19 protein-coding genes are annotated in these 18,160 nt (G+C 65.1%); 4 read left to right on the top strand and 15 right to left on the bottom strand.

The genetic code is table 11. From position 1 onward, the window contains the following. Positions 1-76: 76 nt before the first annotated feature. From cmrA to ACZ46K_RS22170, 7 genes are all read right to left on the bottom strand, one after another. Positions 77-880: a mycolate reductase gene (cmrA, locus tag ACZ46K_RS22200; RefSeq protein ID WP_464744817.1), complete on the bottom strand. Its 804-nt coding sequence runs from the start codon at positions 878-880 to the stop codon at positions 77-79. 58 nt (positions 881-938) lie between these two features. Further along, positions 939-1,451, bottom strand: a complete 513-nt coding sequence (locus ACZ46K_RS22195; RefSeq protein WP_054809874.1) for a hypothetical protein — start codon at positions 1,449-1,451, stop codon at positions 939-941. Positions 1,452-1,642: 191 nt separating this feature from the next. After that, positions 1,643-2,905 carry an ABC transporter substrate-binding protein gene (locus ACZ46K_RS22190; RefSeq protein ID WP_054805236.1) on the bottom strand — a complete coding sequence of 421 codons (1,263 nt, stop codon included), beginning with the start codon at positions 2,903-2,905 and terminating at the stop codon, positions 1,643-1,645. After that, positions 2,902-4,014, bottom strand: coding sequence for a branched-chain amino acid ABC transporter permease (locus ACZ46K_RS22185; RefSeq protein WP_464744815.1), 1,113 nt, complete (start codon positions 4,012-4,014; stop codon positions 2,902-2,904). Before ACZ46K_RS22185 ends, ACZ46K_RS22190 begins: the two co-directional genes overlap by 4 nt. Before the next feature lie 3 nt (positions 4,015-4,017). After that, positions 4,018-4,896: a branched-chain amino acid ABC transporter permease gene (locus ACZ46K_RS22180; RefSeq protein ID WP_054805237.1), complete on the bottom strand. Its 879-nt coding sequence runs from the start codon at positions 4,894-4,896 to the stop codon at positions 4,018-4,020. Positions 4,897-4,905: 9 nt separating this feature from the next. Further along, positions 4,906-5,625, bottom strand: coding sequence for an ABC transporter ATP-binding protein (locus tag ACZ46K_RS22175; RefSeq protein ID WP_464744813.1), 720 nt, complete (start codon positions 5,623-5,625; stop codon positions 4,906-4,908). Continuing rightward, positions 5,622-6,434, bottom strand: a complete 813-nt coding sequence (locus ACZ46K_RS22170) for an ABC transporter ATP-binding protein (RefSeq protein ID WP_054809873.1) — start codon at positions 6,432-6,434, stop codon at positions 5,622-5,624. Before ACZ46K_RS22170 ends, ACZ46K_RS22175 begins: the two co-directional genes overlap by 4 nt. 229 nt (positions 6,435-6,663) lie before the next feature. Here ACZ46K_RS22170 and ACZ46K_RS22165 point away from each other — a divergent pair, with 229 nt between their 5' ends. Next, on the top strand, positions 6,664-7,275 hold the full coding sequence (locus tag ACZ46K_RS22165) for a hypothetical protein (RefSeq protein WP_054805243.1): 612 nt from the start codon (positions 6,664-6,666) through the stop codon (positions 7,273-7,275). A 16-nt stretch (positions 7,276-7,291) separates the two neighbouring features. Here ACZ46K_RS22165 and ACZ46K_RS22160 read toward each other — a convergent pair whose 3' ends face one another. From ACZ46K_RS22160 to ACZ46K_RS22150, 3 genes are all read right to left on the bottom strand, one after another. Then, positions 7,292-8,125 (bottom strand): SDR family oxidoreductase, encoded by an 834-nt coding sequence (locus tag ACZ46K_RS22160; protein ID WP_464744811.1) that lies wholly within the window; start codon positions 8,123-8,125, stop codon positions 7,292-7,294. Further along, positions 8,122-9,258 carry an MBL fold metallo-hydrolase gene (locus ACZ46K_RS22155; protein ID WP_464744809.1) on the bottom strand — a complete coding sequence of 379 codons (1,137 nt, stop codon included), beginning with the start codon at positions 9,256-9,258 and terminating at the stop codon, positions 8,122-8,124. The genes ACZ46K_RS22160 and ACZ46K_RS22155 overlap by 4 nt, the downstream gene beginning before the upstream one ends. Positions 9,259-9,324: 66 nt before the next feature. Further along, positions 9,325-10,347: an AraC family transcriptional regulator gene (locus tag ACZ46K_RS22150; protein ID WP_464744807.1), complete on the bottom strand. Its 1,023-nt coding sequence runs from the start codon at positions 10,345-10,347 to the stop codon at positions 9,325-9,327. Positions 10,348-10,416: 69 nt separating this feature from the next. On the opposite strand from ACZ46K_RS22150, the gene ACZ46K_RS22145 reads away from it, so the two are divergent. Further along, positions 10,417-11,748: an MFS transporter gene (locus ACZ46K_RS22145; RefSeq protein WP_054805238.1), complete on the top strand. Its 1,332-nt coding sequence runs from the start codon at positions 10,417-10,419 to the stop codon at positions 11,746-11,748. On the opposite strand, the gene ACZ46K_RS22140 is transcribed toward ACZ46K_RS22145, so the two are convergent. The 5 genes from ACZ46K_RS22140 to ACZ46K_RS22120 form a co-directional block, all read right to left on the bottom strand. After that, positions 11,734-12,540: an SGNH/GDSL hydrolase family protein gene (locus ACZ46K_RS22140; protein ID WP_464744805.1), complete on the bottom strand. Its 807-nt coding sequence runs from the start codon at positions 12,538-12,540 to the stop codon at positions 11,734-11,736. The two genes, ACZ46K_RS22145 and ACZ46K_RS22140, sit on opposite strands and share 15 nt — an antisense overlap. Positions 12,541-12,681: 141 nt before the next feature. Beyond that, the gene (locus ACZ46K_RS22135; protein ID WP_464744803.1) at positions 12,682-13,503 is read right to left on the bottom strand and encodes an acyl-CoA thioesterase; all 822 of its coding nucleotides are present in this window, start codon (positions 13,501-13,503) and stop codon (positions 12,682-12,684) included. Between the two features lie 101 nt (positions 13,504-13,604). After that, positions 13,605-14,045 (bottom strand): hypothetical protein, encoded by a 441-nt coding sequence (locus ACZ46K_RS22130; protein ID WP_054805240.1) that lies wholly within the window; start codon positions 14,043-14,045, stop codon positions 13,605-13,607. Between the two features lie 10 nt (positions 14,046-14,055). Then, entirely contained in the window at positions 14,056-14,940 is an 885-nt protein-coding gene (locus ACZ46K_RS22125; RefSeq protein ID WP_464744801.1) for an alpha/beta fold hydrolase, read from the bottom strand. A 22-nt stretch (positions 14,941-14,962) separates the two neighbouring features. Further along, a complete protein-coding gene (locus tag ACZ46K_RS22120; RefSeq protein ID WP_054805241.1) occupies positions 14,963-15,619 on the bottom strand; it encodes a TetR family transcriptional regulator in 657 nt (218 codons plus the stop codon). Between the two features lie 165 nt (positions 15,620-15,784). On the opposite strand from ACZ46K_RS22120, the gene ACZ46K_RS22115 reads away from it, so the two are divergent. Continuing rightward, positions 15,785-16,891 (top strand): 2Fe-2S iron-sulfur cluster-binding protein, encoded by a 1,107-nt coding sequence (locus ACZ46K_RS22115; RefSeq protein WP_054805244.1) that lies wholly within the window; start codon positions 15,785-15,787, stop codon positions 16,889-16,891. Positions 16,892-16,932: 41 nt separating this feature from the next. After that, complete coding sequence (locus tag ACZ46K_RS22110; RefSeq protein ID WP_054805245.1) at positions 16,933-18,156, top strand: fatty acid desaturase family protein; 1,224 nt, start codon at positions 16,933-16,935, stop codon at positions 18,154-18,156. The last annotated feature ends 4 nt before the right edge of the window (positions 18,157-18,160 follow it).

Here is an 18,160-nt window from a genome sequence, read left to right as displayed (position 1 = left end):
TCACCGTAATACGACAATACCGGCGACCGATGCGTGGCCGCACCGGTCGCCGGTCGTGAAGAGAATGGGGGAGGAGTCAGCCTCCGAGCTTCTTGTAGAACGCCCCCGCGATCGGCGCGGAGATCGACCGCGGGGAGAACTGGCCCGCCGCCGACATCGCCTTCGAGATCAGGCCCGGAACGATGCGCATCCGGTTGTGTGCGAGCGCATCCAGCGACACCTTTGCGGTGTGTTCACTCGAGATCCACAGGAAGTCGGGAACGAGCCGGTCGACGATCGATGCCTCTGACGGATCAGGTTCCTCGGTGCGCACGGGCCCCGGTGCGAGCAACGTGATGTTCACACCGCTTCCCTTGAGTTCTCCGCGGAGAGATTCGGAGAAGGTGTTGACGAACGCCTTCGTCGCCGCGTACGTCGCATTGTTGGGGATCGCCATGTTTCCTGCAGCGGACCCGACCATGAGGATGGCCCCGGACCTGCGCTCCACCATCCCGGGAAGAACCGCCAGTGTCAGATCGTGCACGGCAACAGCATTGAGCTCGACCTGCGCCCGCTCGTAGGACGGATCCAGATCGACCACTGCACCGAATGTGGCGATTCCTGCGTTGTTGCACAGAATACTGATCCGCCGCGTCGACAACTCGTCGACGAGACCGGTGCGGGAATCGCGATCCGACAGGTCGCACGCGCGAACGTCGACTTCGACACCGTGTGCGGTCCTCAGCTCGGTCGCGAGCTCCTCCATGACGTCGCCTCGTCTGGCGACGAGGATCAGCGAATGCCCGCGGGCCGCGAGCTCGGTGGCCAGGGCCTCGCCGATACCGGAGGAGGCTCCGGTGACAACGGCACGGGCATCGGGGTGGGGGTTCGGCAGAGTCACGGTGTCAGCCTAGCGGGGCGTGGGCGTTCGTCGTCCGAGCGGCCGACCCCGCAGCCGGTCACGCGTTCTTCTTGTCCTTCTTCGCTTGACGGCGCGCACCCGCGGCGATCGTCGATGCCTCGTATTTCTTGCGACCGGATGAATCGCGGGTCGAATCGATGCGCGTCTTCCCCTCCGACTTCACCTTCCCTTTGCCCTTGCCTCCTACGCCGTCCGACGACATGGGGGGATCGTTCCGGGCGAGCTCCAAGCGCTCGTCCTTGAGTTCCTGGGCGGACTGTCGTGCCACCGCAGCCAATCGGCGACTGACTCGGGCAAGTGCATCCTCGAACACTTCGGCCTTACCCGCATTGCGTAAGTTCGCCGCCCGGCCGGCTGCGCGGGACTTCTTCTTCCCGACCTTGTCGGCGCCGCTTCGGCGGTAGAGTTTGACGTACTTGTTGCGCGCCCGACGGGTCCGGGTGTGCAGGTCGATCAGGTCGTCCTCGGTGAGTTCGGCAATCTGCGATTTCTTCGTTTCTTGAACGAGAACGAATTCGTCCTCGGACAATGTGTTGACAAGCTTGGCCATGTGAATTCCGATCGTCGAGAATTCGCTTCCAGGCTGCAGAGTATCGGAATGCACATGTCGGCGAACGGTGTTCGACCGGACTTCTCGTACCTGAGAGCAGAAATCGGCCGCGAATTCCGGCCGAACGAGATGGGTCGGTCGTCCCCCCACGACGACCGACCCTGCGCCCGGAGACCTGATCCGGGCGACACTTATTCCGTCGAATACTCGACCACGGGATCGCCGGGTGCGTCCGTGGTGGTGTAGGACGGTCCGAAGTACTCCTGGATTCCGCCTCGGACCTGGTTGATGCGCGCGCCGCCGGCGCCCGAGTGGTCATCGGCCGAGAATCGGAACGGAACGAGGTTGGGGCCCTCGAAGCCGTTGTCGGTGATCGCGGCGACGATCGACTCACGGGTCGGATTCTCGCCGGCCGCTTCGAGTGCCTGCACGAACAGGTACGCCATCGACATTCCGTAGACGATGTTGCCGTCGAACTCGGCCCCGCCGTTGTACTTGTCGTGGATCTCCCGGAACTGGGTCGTCCACTCGTCGTCTTCACTGAAATGCGAGGGCAGATAGTTGGTGCTCAGCAGACCTTCCGCGAGAGGAGCAGCCTCACCGAGGGTGTTGGACAACGTGACGAGGTCGCCGCCGACCGACGCGGTGGTCCACTGCGGAGCGAACCCCAGACGGCCGGCGGTGCCGATCGCCAGTGCGGTGAATCCGGGGATCGTGGAAAGCATGACCACCTCGCAGCCCGCGGCCTGAAGGGCGCCGATCTGAGGTGCGACGTTGGTGTTGCTCGTGGAGTAGGTCTGGCGTTCGACGACGTTCTCGGCGCCGACGATCTGCTCGACCCCCTCGAGGTAGTCGGCTCCGAAGTCGTCGTCCTGACCGAAGGTGCAGATCTTCTTCCCGGGCAGGTTCTTCTGGACGTAGTCGGTCATGACCTTCGCTTCGACCGTGTAGTCGGCGTTGTATCCGAAGGTCAGTGGGTATTTGTCGGGTTGATTCCAGGTTCGCGACCCCGATGCGACGAACAGGTCGGGCACGCCGTTGGTGTTGAGGAAATCGAGAACACCCGAGTGCGTGGGTGTGCCCAGCCCGCCCAGGATCGCGAACACTCCGTCCTGCAGGACGAGCTCGCGCACCACCTGCTGGGTGTTCGCCGGGTTGTAGCCGTCGTCGAGCACTGTGTATTCGATGGTGCGGCCGTGCACACCGCCCTGCTCGTTGACGTGGTCGAAGTATGCCTGGGTCGCGGCGGGGATCTTCGAATAGCCGGCGGCGGCGGGCCCGGTCATCGGCATGTGGGTGCCGATGAGGACGGAGGTGTCGGTGATGCCGGTGGTGTCACCCTCGCCGGAGGAACTGCCTGTCGCGCTGGTACCGCTGCCGCATCCGGCTGCGGTGAGGGTCACGGTCGCCGCGAGTGCGACGAGCGGGATCAGGTGTCGCCGGGATCTGATCATCGGTGTGCCTCTGCTTTCGGTGTGGTGGAGACGGGAACGGGCGCGGGAACCGCACCCGATCGGTGGCGCGGGGAGCGCCCGCGTAGTGACACGGCGTGCACAGCGCGAGAGAACAGACCCTGAAGGCCTGAAGGAGCTACGAGAACGACGGCGATCACGGCAACGCCGAACAGTGCGATCGCGAGGTTGCCGTCGAGGCGCTCGGCGAGCGCCGGGGACATGTGCAGAGAGTCGGTCAGTGCCGCGACGAGTGCGGGCAACACGACCAGAAGGACCGCACCCCACACTGCGCCGAGGAGAGAGCCGAGACCGCCGACGACCACACCCATGAGCAGGAACAGGGAGAACGTCACACCGAATGCGCCGGGCGACGCGCTCTGCGTCACCATCGCCAGAACGCCGCCGCCGAGTCCCGCCGCCCCGGAACTTGCCACGAAAGTGGTGATCTTGGTGCGGGTGACGTCGATTCCGGAGAGTCGGGCGGCGATCTCGTCGTCACGCACGGCCTGCATGCGTCGCCCTGATTCACCGGAGATCAGGTTGGAGAGTGCGAGGACGGTCACGGCGGCAGCGAGCACGGCGACGGTGGCGTGCCATTGCTCGACGGTGAACAGCGCGGAGATCCCGCTCGGGGGACCTTCGACGTACGCCCAGAGCCCCTGGTCCCCACCGAGAAGTCCCGAGAACGTGGTGGTGATCGACGGGATCGCCACGACGAGAGCGAGGGTGAGACCCGCGAGGTACGGGCCGTGCAACCGCGCTGCTGCTGCACCGACGATCATTCCCACGACCGATGTGAGCACAACTGCAGTGGCCAAGGGGACGAGCATTACCGCGATGCCGGTGACTCCCGCGTCGCCCATGCTGTTGGCAGTGAGTGCGAATGTGTAGGCGCCGCAGGCCATCAGTGCTCCGTGTCCGAGCGAGAGCTGGCCGTTGCGTCCGATGAGTACGGTCAATCCAGCTGTGGCACACACGTATGCGGCGATAGTGGCCAGTTGGTAGTTCCGGAACGGTGGCAGGGTGAAGATCGCGACGATCACCACCGCGGTCGTTGCGACGATCCACACCGTACGGGTCACGGATGCGGCGAGTTGTGTCGACTTCATATGTCAGACCTGCCTTGTCGCTGTGCCGGAGAAGATGCCTTGTGGCCGGACCAGGAGGACGCCGAGCAACACCACGAGGACCGCTATCGGCGCGATGCTCCCACTGAGGTATCCGCTGACGTAGCCGAGCAGCAGGCCGGTTGCCAGGCCGCCGATGACTGCGCCGACCGGACTGTCGAGGCCACCGATCACCGCCGCTGTGAACGCGAAGATGAACACGAGGTCGACCGCGTGCGGGTTGAGCCCGAGCTCTGTCGGTACCACGAGCAGCGCTGCCAGAGCTCCGACGGCGCCGGCGAGAGCCCAACCGAGGGTGAGCATCGCCGAGACCTTCACACCCAGCAGCCGTGACACATCCGGTGAGAACGCGGATGCGCGCATCTTCAGTCCGGTATCGGTCCGCGTGAACAGGTACGCCAGCGCGAGGACCACGATGCCGACCGTGACGAACACGAACAGGTCGTAGGGAGAGAGCAGTGCCACATCGCCGAAACGGAACGGATCGCGACTGAAGGGCAGCTGCATCGGACGGAAGTCGTTGCCGTAGAGCATGCCGAGCAGTGCGTGCAGCACCATCACCAAACCCAGCGCGACGATGACGGCGGCCAAGGGGCGGTTGGGGTCGAGGCGGCGCATGAGCACCCGTTCGACGAGCGCTCCGAGAACGAATCCGCCGGCGATGGCGGCGATGAGGCCGTACCAGTACGACCCCGTCGCAGAGGTGACCGAATAGGCGATGTAAGTGGTGGCTGCGGCCATTGCACCCTGCGCGAAGTTGATCACCCGGGTGCCGCGCCAGATGAGGACGAGTGCGAGCGCGAACGCGGCGAAGACGGCTCCGCGGGCGAGACCATCGACGGTGAGGAACAGGAATCTGTCCATGGTGGCTCCTCAGAATCCCAGGTAGGTGGTGCGGAACTCGGGATCGTGTGCGAGTTCGGCGGCGGATGTGGCGATGGCGACGCGCCCCAGCGACAGCACGATCGCCTGATCGGAGATGGGGAGCGCACTGTGTGCGTTCTGCTCGACGAGCACGACCGTGAGCCCGGTGCGGTCGCGCAGGTCGCGTAACGTCGTCATGATCAGGTCGACGATGCGCGGGGCCAGTCCCAGTGAGGGTTCGTCGAGCAGCAGCAACGTCGGTCGCGCCACCAGGGCGCGTCCGATCGCGAGCATTTGCCGTTCCCCGCCGGAGAGCTGGTGCCCCGAGCTGTCGCGGCGCCTGGCGAGCGGCTCGAACATCTCGTACATTTCCGCGACGGCACGCTTGGCGTCGGCGCGATCCTTTCGCCACAGGCCGCCGAGCCTGAGATTCTCGTCGACGGTGAGTTCGCCTATCACGCCGCGCCCCTCGGGGACGTGGGCGACGCCGTGGTGCACCAGTTTCTCGGTGGGCACCCCGCGGAGCGAGGTGCCGGAGACGCTGATGGTGCCCTGGATCGACGGTAGGGACCCGGACAGTGCACGCAGCAGGGTTGTCTTGCCGGCGCCGTTCGGGCCGACCACTGCCGCGATCGTGCCGGCCGGTACCACGAACGCGACGTCCTGCAGCACCGGTGCCGCGCCGTAACCCGCAGTGAGGCTTTCGACCCGGAGCAACGGCGCGCTCACGAGGCCTCCCGGTCGCCGAGGTAGGCCTGAGCAACGACAGGGTCGGCTTTGATCTCATCGGGTGAGCCCTGCGAGATCACGCGTCCGAAATCGAGAACGACGATGTGGTCGCACACCGACATGATCAGGTCGACGTTGTGCTCGACCAGCATCACCGAGACGGTGCCGCCCGCCCGGCGCGGAAGCGCGCCGATGAGTTCGCGCAAGTCGTCGATGTCGGCCTGGTCGAGTCCGCCGGCAGGTTCGTCGAGCAGTACAAGGGTGGGGTCGGAGATGAGGGCACGCGCCAGCGCGACTTTCTTCGCGACCGGGTAGGGCAGCGCCGAGGGGTGGGTGTGGGCGTAACTGCCGATGCCGAATTCGTCGAGCAGGGCCGAGGCGTCGGCGACGGCCTGCCGGTTCCTGCGGGCTGCCGGTGGTAGTCCGAGCAGGCCTGCGGCGAAGGGTGCGCGGTGTCGTGCAGAGGCGCCCGCAGCGACGTTCTCGAGGACGGTCAGTCCGCTGAACAGGCCGAGTCCCTGCAGCGTTCGGGCGACACCCCGGGTCGAGAGGCGGTGAGGGACCGGGGCGAACGGTCCTCCGTCGAACGACATGGAGCCGCTGCACGGGCGGATGAATCCGCAGATGACGTTGAACAGAGTGGTTTTCCCCGCGCCGTTGGGTCCCATGATCCCGACGACCGCTCCGGCGGGGACCCGGAGGCAGACGTCGTCGAGTGCGACGATGCCGCCGAATCGGACGCCGATGCCGGTCAGTTCGAGACGTGAAGTTTCAGCACCGTCGGCGCGGGAAGGAGTCAGTAGCTGCACTGAGAATGCACCTTCGTGTCGGTGATTCGGCGTAATTGTACCGAATCGGAGTTGAAGTTGAGATCGACATCACGTTCGGCGAAAGGTTACAACACCGACGGTGTAAATTCATACCGTCCGAGTGAAAGTTCTGTGCGGGGCCGGTGCAGCCGGGCTCGAAGTGCCCGATCGTCTGCGGCGTCGCTGGCAGACTGTGGAGCGGGCAGTGCTACGAAAGAAACGAGGAAGCGTGGGGACGAACGGCTCCGACGGTCGGACGGCGCGGGCCGAGCGCACTCGCCGGTCGGTGATCGAGGCACACATCCGGCTCATCGAGAGCGGTGAACTGAAACCGACAGGCGCTCAGATCGCCGACGCGGCGGGGGTTTCGCTGCGTGCGTTGTGGGCCAACTTCAACGACCTCGAAACGTTGTTCGCCGCGACGGGCGCCGAAGTGCTCAGTCGCCAGGACGAGCAATTCGAGCCGGTGTCGCCGGAGCTGTCCCTTCCTGACCGGATCGAGCGGTTCTGTGCTCAGCGGGCGCGACTGCTCGAACTCGTTGCGCAACAGGCACGCGCTGCGACGCTTCGCGAATCCGTCTCACCCCAGCTCCGCGCGAATCGGCTGATGCATATCAAGCGCGTGACCGACGAGGTCGAGATCCTGTTCGGGCGCGAGCTCCTGGGGTTGACTCGCACCCGTCGCACTCAGATGGTGCAGGCGCTCGGGATCGCGTCCACGTGGGCGTCCTGGTCGGTGCTCCGCGACGAGTACGCTCTGTCGGTGGACGAAGCGGTGGCGGTCATGCGCCAGTCGGTCTCCGCGCTCCTCGCGTCCGCTGTGCACGTCGCACTCGGCTGATCCGGACTCGGTCGCCCTAGGGATCGAGTGGTCCGCCAGTGGCTTTCAGCTTCTTCTGGACGCGGCGGCCCTGCGCGACCATGAGCGGTACGGCCTTCAGGCCGAACCGAGGAAACAGATCTCCCACGCGGACCACGAGACCGCGCCGGCGAGGGATCGTGGTGACCAACCGAGGCCTGTCGATCACGGTCCGGACGGCACCGACGACTTCGTCGGGCCGGAGCAGCTTGCCGGAGAACGACAGCGCTGAGGCCGGATCGTCGAGTTTGTCGTGAAGCATCGGTGTCCAGATCCCGTCCGGACAGATACAGGAGATGTCGATGTCGGTGATCCCCGCGAGCCGGAGGTCGGCCACCGTGCTCAGGCTGAAGCCGATCGCCGCGTGTTTGGACGCCGCATAGACCGCCTCGCCGGGCACCGCGGTCAGGCCGGCGAGCGACACGATATTGAGGACGTGACCGCCGCCGTTGTCGCGCATGGCGTCGATTGCTGCAACAGTCCCGTTGATCGTGCCGAGCGCGTTGACCTCGATCATCATCCGCCGGGACGCCGCGTCCTGTTCCCAAGCCGGTCCGGTGAGCAGCACTCCGGCGTTGTTCACCCACAGATCGAGGCGCCCCGCACGCTCGATGATCGTGTCCCGGGCGGCTTCCACCTGGGCGGAATCACGGACGTCGACCGCCAGCGAGGTGGCACCGCCTCCGAGTTCGTCGGCCGTTGCCTGTGCTGCCGCGGCGTCCACGTCGGTGACGAGAACGCGGTACCCGCGTTCGACGAGGAGGGCGGCTATCTGCTTGCCGAGGCCGCGACCGGCGCCCGTGACGACCGCGCCGGCGCCTGTGGGGTTCATCTCCGACCGGCCTTGATCTCGCCGTATTCGATACCGCCGTGGGCGTAGGTCGGTACGACAGGCCATTGCCGTTTCCGTGGAGCGAGTTCACTCGACGGCAGGATCTGGAGCCAGCGTGGGTCCGCTGTGCATGGGTCGGCCAAGATCTTCTCCTTGATCATCGAATCGTACTGATCGAGAGAATCCTCCAGGGTATTGGCATTGGGGCAGATTTCGCGGCCGAATTGCTCGTGGTATTTGCGCACACCGGGAATCCGCGAGAGCTCTGGTTGCCAGTTGTCCAGGGAGATACCGTTTTCCGAGGAGACCCACACTCCGTCCGGAGTGTTGACCACCAGCGAGTGGTTGCCGTCGGTGTGGCCGGGCGTCCACAGGAGGGTGATGCCCCTGCCGAGCTCGATGTCGCCGTCGAATGTCACCACCATCGCGGGGTCAACCCCACCGAGCCCTCCCTCGACATACCACGCCCACTGCATGGGATGCAGCGACTGCAGGGTGGCGAGCTCGCGGCTGTGGACCAGCATCTTCGCATCGCCGAACAACGGTCGGCGTGGTTCGGTCTCGCCTTCGATCACCTCGGTGGAGCCCAGGATCATCCGGGGGTCCTGCACGTGCAGGTGGTCGAACGTGCAGAAGTCGATGTCGCCCGGCCTCAGCCCGAGCTTCACAAGCACGTCGCCGGGTTCGTTGTAGTAGCTCAGGACGAACTTCTCCGCGAGATGACCACCGGGGATCCTGTTGATGAGGGCGCGCAGGTTTCGGTAGAACGGAGCCTCGGCCGATCCGTCCGGCACGGTCGGCTCGAACACCAACGTGCGGGGAGTGCCATTCCAGTCGTCGTACTGGACGACGAGCATCCGGTTGATCATCGAGATCAGCGGCAGTGTCGGTACCGACACTGCGTCGTGGAAGGCGTACTTGACCGGGTACGGTGCGGCAGCGATGTCCACCGATTTGATCGCGTGGACCAGGCCCTGCGACGTGAAACGTTCCTTGTAGATCTCCGCCGCATGCCGAACGGCTGTCAGGCGTTCGCCTCGCGGCCAGATCTCATGGACGCCCTCGAAATCCGGTATCACGCGTGCGCCGATGGCCGAGAGTGCCTCGTCGGTTCGTCCTGCCTGCTTCGCCATGGATGTTCTCCCCTGAGCCGTGTGGTTCCGATCCAGGGTGCAAGAGGTGCGGGAGGAAAACTTGTTTCAAGGCGACAATCTCAGACCGGTGGTGCGGCGGAGTTCTCGGGGGCTCATCCCGTACCAGCGTCTGACAGCGTGACTGAGTGAGGCCTGCTCGGCAAAGCCGACGATCTCGGCTACGTGGGTGAACCGCATGTCGTCCGTCGTGATGAGCCGGTGTGCGATATCGCGGCGGATGTCGTCGAGCACCGTGTCGAAGGTGGTGCCTTCCGCGGCGAGTCGCCGCTGCAACGTTCGAGGATGCATCGAGAGCAGACGCGCAACATCGGACAGAGTGGGTTGCGCAGCGAGTGTCGTGGCAAGGATCTTGCGAACGTGCGCGGGCACTGCGCGACCGGGGTCGGTGAAGTTGTCGGCCAGGAAGCGGAGTGCGACCTGCCGGACGGTCTCGTCGGCATCGGTGAAGCGTTCGTCGAGGACCCGTCGGTCGACGCAGATGGCGGCGACGGGACGGCCGAACTTCACGTCGCTGCCGAAGAAATCGGTGTATCGGCGGACAGGCGACAGCGGCCGGTGCGGAATCTCGACCGATCGGAGGCCGATCCGTCCGCCGACGAGCAACTCCGCGATCCGGAAGAAGAGCCCGAGACCCAGCTCGATGCCCTGTCTCGAGTAGGCCGATTCTCGCAGATCCTTGCAGTAGCTCAGTGCAACGACTCCACGACGGCCGTACGGGTCGGGCTCGACGTCCACCTCGAGCGCCGGGCTGTGCACGAACAAGAACCGTGACGCGCACTTCAGCGCCTCTGCCACGGTCGAGGACTCCTGGATCGCCGGTGCAAGCGGGCCGAGGATGCTCAGATCCTGTATCACCGCCAGTCTCAGACCGAAGTCGGGGCAGTGGAGTTCGACGGCTGCAGTGTCGAGCATCGAGTCGTGTGCATCGATGGGGATCAGTTCGTCGTCGGAGGCGGTCAGTTCCCGGGACAGCGCGAACCGCTCGAGTAGCCGATCCGGGTCGCCCCCGAGGTCTTCGACCAACGACGCGAATCCGCGAAGGCTTGCAGCGCGGATCATCGGGACCATGACACGAAAGACTAGCTTCGGGGGAGCGCGCAGTCGCATCGTCGACCGGTCGCTCATAAGCTGCGGGGCATGAACGCACACACGGACGTGAGGCCCGACTCCGGTGCCGACGCGACACGTCGTCAGGTCTTCGCGTGGGGCCTGTGGGACTGGGGCTCGGCAGCATTCAACGCGGTGATCCTCACCTTCGTGTTCTCGGTGTATCTGACCGACTCCGTCGGGGACGATCTGCCGGGATCGATGTCCGCGAGCACGTGGCTCGGCTGGTCGCTCGGTATCGCCGGTTTCGCCATCGCGGTTCTGGCCCCGGTATCTGGGCAGAAGTACGACGCGAACGGACGCCGAAAGCGCTCATTGGGTGTCCTGACCTTCGCGACCGTCGTGCTGATGGCCGGGATGTTCTTCGTCCGCGACGACTATCACTACCTGTGGCTGGGGCTCGTCCTGCTCGGTGCCGGCTCGGTGATCTTCGAACTCGCAAACGTTCCGTACAACGCGATGCTCCGTCAGGTGTCCACCGAGGAGAACATCGGCAGGGTCTCCGGATTCGGCTGGTCCATGGGATATTTCGGTGGCATCGTGCTGCTGTTGTTGTGCTACATGGGTTTCATCGCAGGTGACGGCGACACCCGCGGGTTCCTGTCGATCACCACCGACGACGGCCTCAACATTCGGCTGGTTGCGTTGCTCGCGGCGGTGTGGTTCGCGGTGTTCGCGCTGCCGGTGTTGTTCAACGTGCCCGAGAAGCCACATCAACGCGCCGACGACGAACGGCGGGTGGGGTTCTTCGAGTCGTACAGGGTGCTGTGGCATGACCTGAAGGAACTGTGGAACGAGGACCGCCGCACCGTCGCGTACCTCGGCGCGTCCGCCTTGTTCCGCGACGGACTCGCGGGCGTGTTCACCTTCGGTGCTGTTCTCGCGGTGACCGTCTACGAGATCAGCGCTGCCGACGTGTTGTTGTTCGGTGTGGCCGCGAACGTGGTGTCGGCACTCGGCGCGCTTGCCGCCGGCCGTATCGACGACAGGGTCGGACCGAAGGCAGTCATCGTCGTCTCATTGGTGTCGATGATCGTGGTGGGAGCGGTACTGCTCGTGGTGTCCGGGCCGTTGATGTTCTGGATCTTCGGACTTCTGTTGTGCCTTTTCGTCGGCCCCGCGCAGTCGTCGGCGCGTACCTTCCTGGCGCGCATCACGCCGATCGGCCGCGAGGGACAGATGTTCGGTCTCTATGCCACGACGGGGCGCGCGGTGTCTTTCCTGGCACCGACGTTGTTCGGGTTCTTTGCGTGGTGGTTCGGTGCAGACCGGGCCGGCATCGTGGGTCTGCTCCTCGTGTTGGCGTTGGGCCTGTCTGCGTTGCTGGCCGTGCGAGCGCCGGAACGTTCAGCTGTTCGGTGAGAGCACGCCGACCACCTGCTCCGCTGCATTGCGATGCCCTGCCGCGTTGGGATGGAGAGGGATGCCCGGTGATGTCGGAACGATTCCTTCCATCCATCGCTGTTCAGGGGCGGCACATGCGTCGTGTCCGATCGTCGATGCACGAAGATCGACGAACGCGGCTCCTGCCGCGTGTACCTGCTGTTCCATCCCTGCATTGAGCCGGTCGATCTTGGACTGCAGGTATGTGGCGTCCTGCGGCCATATTCGTTGCTCCGGAAAACATCCGCCGTCCCGGATTCCCGTCGGGTAGCCGACGAACAGGATGCGCGCGTGCGGTGACCGTGCCCGGATCTCGTCGGTGATCGTGCCGTACACCGGAGCGAACGCATCGATCGCGGCATCGACCGGATCGGCCTCTTCTGTCGCGGTCTCCGCGCAGGAGACCCCGACAGGAGCGGCGGCGAGATTGATGCACGAGATCGCCAACTGCACGAGTCCGACGTCGTTTCCTCCGATACCGACCGTGACCAGGTCGGTATCGGGCCGCAGTGCGTCGTATTGCGGTGGCACGGCGGTTCGTGTGAAAGCGGAGATCTGTTGGCCCGGTAAGTCCCCGGAGACGGCCCCGCCGCACGACGCGTCGACGAAGTCGACGACATCGAGTGCCTCCGCGACGAGGCTCGGGTAGTTGACTGCGGCTCTGCCGCACTCGGGGCTCGAGCCCTGCGGTGGGATGCCGGGCCCGGCGACGAACGAATCACCCAGTGCGACGTAGGAGCCGTATGCCGGCTGAGCCGACGCCGGTGCCACTGTCCCCACAGCGGCGGCCGCAGCTGCTACGGAAGCAGTTGCAGCGAAGCGAAACCAAATCGATGACCAGCGCACGTGTCCCCCCGTCGTCCGATCGAACCATCATGACGGTGCGGGACGGTCTTGTCAGGGAAATGGGCGTCAGGCCTTGAAATACACCAGTTGATGCGCGGTGGCGAGCAGAGTGTCGCCCGATCCCCACAGGTGCGCAGTCTGGTCGAAGTAGTTCTTCCCGAATCGATTACTGCGAGCGGTGGCGAGGATCGGTTGATCCGACTGGGCTTCGATCTCGGTAGCGTCTGCGTGATAGTAGATCGTCAGCGTCACCGTACCGGCGGGCAGTGCGTGGCCGCGGCGCAGGAACGCACGGGGGTAGAACACGTCGCACAGGGCTGTGAGCGAGGTGAAGTCGAGGGGGCGTGCAGGCTCGTCCCGAACCCAGAGGGTCGAGGTGGAATCGGGGTGCGGGGAGGCGTCGGCGCCGGGAATCGGGCCCTCCACGAATCGCATGTCGTAGTTCTTGCCCCACGCCACGAAGTCGGGAAACGGGACGGCAGCCACTTCGTCCGCAGGAGGCGCGGTGGGTGCCGGAAGTTCGGTCGACTCCCAGGTGTCCTTGCGGTTGCCGAACACTGCGGTGGCGGTGGTGGTGACAGACCCGTCCTGGGTCAGTTCGACCGTCCAATGCTGGCTCGAACGGTTGGTGCGCACCGGTCGGGCGACCACCTCGAATTCGCCGTAGGCGATCGCTGCAGCGTAATTGACCGTCAGCGACAGCGGAGTTCCGAGGACCTCGGGATGCAGCTGGACGGCCCGCAGCAGTGTTGCAGCCGTGACACCTCCGAACGGCCCGACCATGTTTGCGTACGCGGGGTGGGTGTTTCCGGTGTAGCGGCCCGCATCGATGGCGGTGAGCTCGACTGCGGCGTCGAAGACATGGACGGCGTTCTCGGTTTCGGGCATGAGGTCATGAAACCAGAGTCGGTGACGCTGCTCGATTACCGCCCGGGTAAGTGCGGTGGCAGGTGTGGCACATGGTCACTGCCGCGGTGTGGCGCACATGGTCACTGCCACGGTGTGGCACACAGTTCCTGACGTGCTTTGCTCCAGAACGGGGTGAGCTCGACGGATCCGGCGTCCGGGTGGGTGCGTTGCCCCAGCTCGATGAATTCGAGGACCGTTTTTCCCGCCGTGCGCGAGTACACGCATGCCTGCAGAGCAAGCTCGGCCGCGTCCGCGAAGGGTAGGGAGTTGCCCCACGGGCCGAGGTCGGCCGAATCGACGAACTTGTCGAGATCCGTGCCCCGGCGGTTGTATTCGAGCTGGGTTTCGTAATCACAGGGCTTGCGGAACAGGGCGGTGCAGGTCGTGGAGCGTCCGTCGAGCACGAACGCGCTGTCGTCGAGGGCGCGCCGTGCCGGGTCTTCCGGGGTCTCCCACACCATGAAGAATGCTGCCACAGTGGCTGCGACCATCACGACCAGCAACAGCGCGCCGCGTTTCACGGGAAGCTCCTCATCGACCTTGCCTCACCTGTGCGCGGATGGCGGCCGTGACGGCGCCGGGGGCCTCGTCCGGGACCCAGTGCGACACGCCGTCGAGCACCTCGAAGGTGTAGTCGGCGTCGACGAAGTCGCTGCAGAGTTCCGCGGCGAACCGGCCGACCGCAGCATCGTCGGTGCTCCAGATGTAGGTGGTGGGGACTTCCACCGGCGGGAGGTCTCCGGTAGCGGGGGTCATTGCCCGATACCAGTCGAGGGCGGCGGTGAGCGCGCCCGGTTCGCGGAACACGCGCACGTACTCGTCGATTGCGTCGGTAGCGACTCCTTCGCCGTAGAGGGTGCGGAGGAGGTGCGCGTCATCTGCGAGTAGGACGTGCTCGGCCTTGCCTGCCTCACGAAACAGGGAGAAGTACGTGGAGCGGGCTTTCTGGTCGTCGTCCTCGCGCAACGCCTGACCGAATGCAGCCAGGTGCGGGATCGACAGCGCGGTCAATGATCGCACCCGTGCGGGGTGGTGTGCAGCCACGTGCCATGCGACCGACGAACCCCAGTCGTGGCCGACGATGTGTGCGTCGTCCACTCCGAATGCATCGAGGATTCCGAGGACATCCGAACGCAGATGATGGATCCTGTAGTCCTCGACCTCAGGCGGTCGGGCGCCGGGGGAGTAACCGCGCTGGTCGGGTAGCAGTACCCGCATGCCATCGCCCGCAAGCTCCGCGCCCACTGTGTTCCAGCAGCGCGACGTCTGGGGAAAGCCGTGCAGCAGTATGATCGGTGGTCCGTCAGCGGGGCCCGCGACCCGGACGTCGAAAGTCAGATCGCCGAGGGTGACGGCAGCGGAGTCGAACCCCGCCGAGTCGAACCCCGCTGAATCGAACGATGCTGTTTCGGGCACCTTTCAAAGGTACGTCCCGAAGTCAGTCGTGGAGCGGGTTCCACGCGGCCATTCCGAGCATGATCAGGCGCATCTGCTTCTTGCCGCGTGTGAGGACCTCGGTTTCGGCAGCGCGACCGGGTTCGACGGCAAGCAGGTCCAGCACCACTTCGAACATGGAGGTGACGAGCAGGTCGGCGGCCATCTCGAGGTCGTCGGCCCCCCATGCGGCGAGCTGGGGGATGCGGGCGAGGTCGACTGCGAGTTCGCGGGTGAGCAGGCGGAGTTCGACAGTGAAGGCCCTCGCCACTTCCGGGTGACCGCCATGACGTTCGCGTGCGAGGAATCGGAAGGCGGCTTCATGATCTCGCACCTGTCCGAGTAGTGCGGTCAGCGATGCCTGGGCGTTGGAGGGCCCTGGATTGCGACGTGCGTCGCGCAGGACCGAGCGGAGCAACCGCATCGTGTCGTCGGCGAGTGCGACGCCGAGTTCCTCCATCGATGCGAAATGCCGGTAGAACGCCGTGGGCACGATGCCGACCGCGCGCGTGACCTCACGCAGGCTCACGCTCGCGAAACTGCGATCCGAGGACAGCTCGAGTGCGGCGTCGAGGATCGCCTGACGGGTGCGTTCTTTGCGTTCGGCCCGGCTGGTCGGTTCGGGGGCGGGGGCTGGTTCGGAGGCGGGCGCTACGGGCACGCCCCGAGTGTAGGCAGACCGGGCGCTCCGAGGTCGTGCCGCCCCCGGCGGGAGTGTTACTGGCGTCACATCAGGGTTGACAGCGTTCGGTGCGACCCTGTCACACTGGACTCAGTGTACGAATGTGCACTGAATGAACGCCTCCGCACCGGAAGGTTGGAAATCATGACTGTGAGCCCCGCGCCGAGCCGTGTCCCACGTCGGGTCGGAGTCAGAAAACTGCTCTTCGGAGCGCTTGGTGCGCTCTCGACGCCACATCACCCGGACCGCTACCTCGAACTCGCTGACCCGCTGCTCACGACGGTCGCCAATCGCGCCCGGATCACCGGTATCGATACAAGTGTGCACGGATCGACGACGCTGATTCTGCGTCCCGCACGGCCCTGCCGGTTCGAGCCGGGCCAGCACATCCAGCTCGCTGTCGTGATCGACGGGGTACGGCACGTGCGCACGTTCTCGCCGGCAATCGTGCCGGGATCGCGCGACGTGGTGCTCACCGTCGGTATACGGCCCAGTGGGCTGGTATCGGGTCATCTTGCGGAACACGCACGAGTGGGCGACGTCGTCGAGGTCGGTGACGGCGCAGGGAGCTTCGTACTCCCCGAAGCCCGGCCATCGCGTCTGCTGATGATCAGCGGCGGTTCCGGTATCACCCCGGTGCTGTCGATGCTGGGGTCGCTTGCTTCCGAAAGTGACATGAGCGCAGTGACGTTCGTGCACTACGCGCGCACGTCGGCGCACGTACCCCGCCGCGCGGAGCTCGACGCATTGGCATCGCTGCCCAACATCGAAGTTGTACTCGCTCACACGCGCGGCGATGGTGGACACCTGCACGGACGGTTCGAACGCGCACACCTCGACGCAGTCGCGCCGTGGTTCGCCAGCACTCCCGCCTATGTGTGCGGGCCTTCCGGCCTGGTCGAGAGCGTCCGCGACCTCTACACCGAAGCCGGATCCTCGGATCTGCTGCACACCGAAGAATTCACGCCGCCCACGTACGTCGTCGACCCCGACGACGCGTCCGGCTCGGTGTCGTTCACCGAGTCGGGAATCGTTGCCTCCAACACGGGGGCTACAGTCCTCGAGCAGGCCGAGAATGCCGGACTCGCACCGGAACACGGCTGTCGCATGGGAATCTGCCATACCTGCACCGCGATCCGGACCTCCGGATGCACACGTGACGTGCGCTCGGGTGACCTCGATTCCGAACCAGGTGCGCGCATCCAGATCTGCGTCAGTGCACCCGTCGGCAACGTCGCCGTCGAACTCTGACATCGAAACGAACTTTCCAACCAGAGAAAATGGAGGACAGCATGTTCGGTTTGACTCTTCCGTCGATTCCGTTCCTGCCGTTTCTGTCGGGTGGTCGCACGCAGGTCGTGCCGGATCCGATAGTCCTGAGCCGCGATCAGGTCGACGAGATCGGCCGCGAGTTGGATGCGTTGCGGGAACGCACCGTTGCATCCCTCGGCGCGCAGGACCGTGAATACATCTATCGGATCATCAAGGCCCAGCGTGGATTCGAGGTGGCGGGTCGCGGCCTGCTGTTCCTCGGGTTCTTCCCTCCGGCGTGGGTGGCAGGCGTCGCGTCGCTCAGCGTGTCGAAGATCCTCGACAACATGGAAATCGGCCACAACGTCATGCACGGCCAATACGATTGGATGCGCGAGCCGTCGCTGAACTCCCGCACATTCGAGTGGGACACCGTGTGCCCGTCGGATCAGTGGCGGCACTCCCACAACTACATGCATCACACCTACACCAACATCGTGGGGAAGGACCGTGACATCGGGTACGGCATCCTACGGATGGACCCCGCGCAGAAGTGGCACCCCTACTATCTCGGAAACCCCGTATATGCAACAGTTTTGATGTTGATGTTCGAATGGGGTGTCATGTTCCACGACGCGGAGGTGGAGCGAATAGTCTCGCGTGAGCGGAACTGGCGCGACGTCATCCCGCTGGCAAAGGGCTGGTGGCGGAAGGTGCGGCGGCAGGTGGTCAAAGACTACGTCGCGTTCCCGTTGTTGAGTGGTCCGATGTTCGTTCCGACGCTGGTCGGTAATGCGACCGCCAACCTTGTCCGCAACGTGTGGACATTCTCGATCATCTTCTGCGGTCACTTTCCGTCGGGCGTGCAGTCGTTCTCGAAGGACGAAACCGCGAACGAGACGCGTGGCGAGTGGTATGTCCGTCAGATGCTGGGGAGCGCGAACATCAGCGGCACCCCGCTGTTCCACATCATGTCGGGCAACCTGTCGCACCAGATCGAACACCACCTGTTCCCCGATCTGCCCGCACACCGGTACCCGGAGTTGGCCCCGCACGTGCAGGCACTCTGTGAGAAGCACGGATTGCCCTACAACACCGGTGGTCTGTTCGCGCAGGTTTCCTCCGTCTGGAGGAAGATCTTCCGCTTCGCCCTTCCGCCGGCCCTGGTGTCACCGGAGCCGGAGACGACGGTGCTCATCGACCGTTCGCCGAGTCCCGAGCGAAGCTCCGAGACGGCGGGTACTCTCGCGCGGGACAACGCGTGAGGGG

It is taken from the genome of Rhodococcus sp. JCM 9793, from assembly GCF_055380405.1.
Note: the sequence above shows the minus strand (reverse complement) of the source record. Positions and strands in the feature narration are given on the sequence as shown.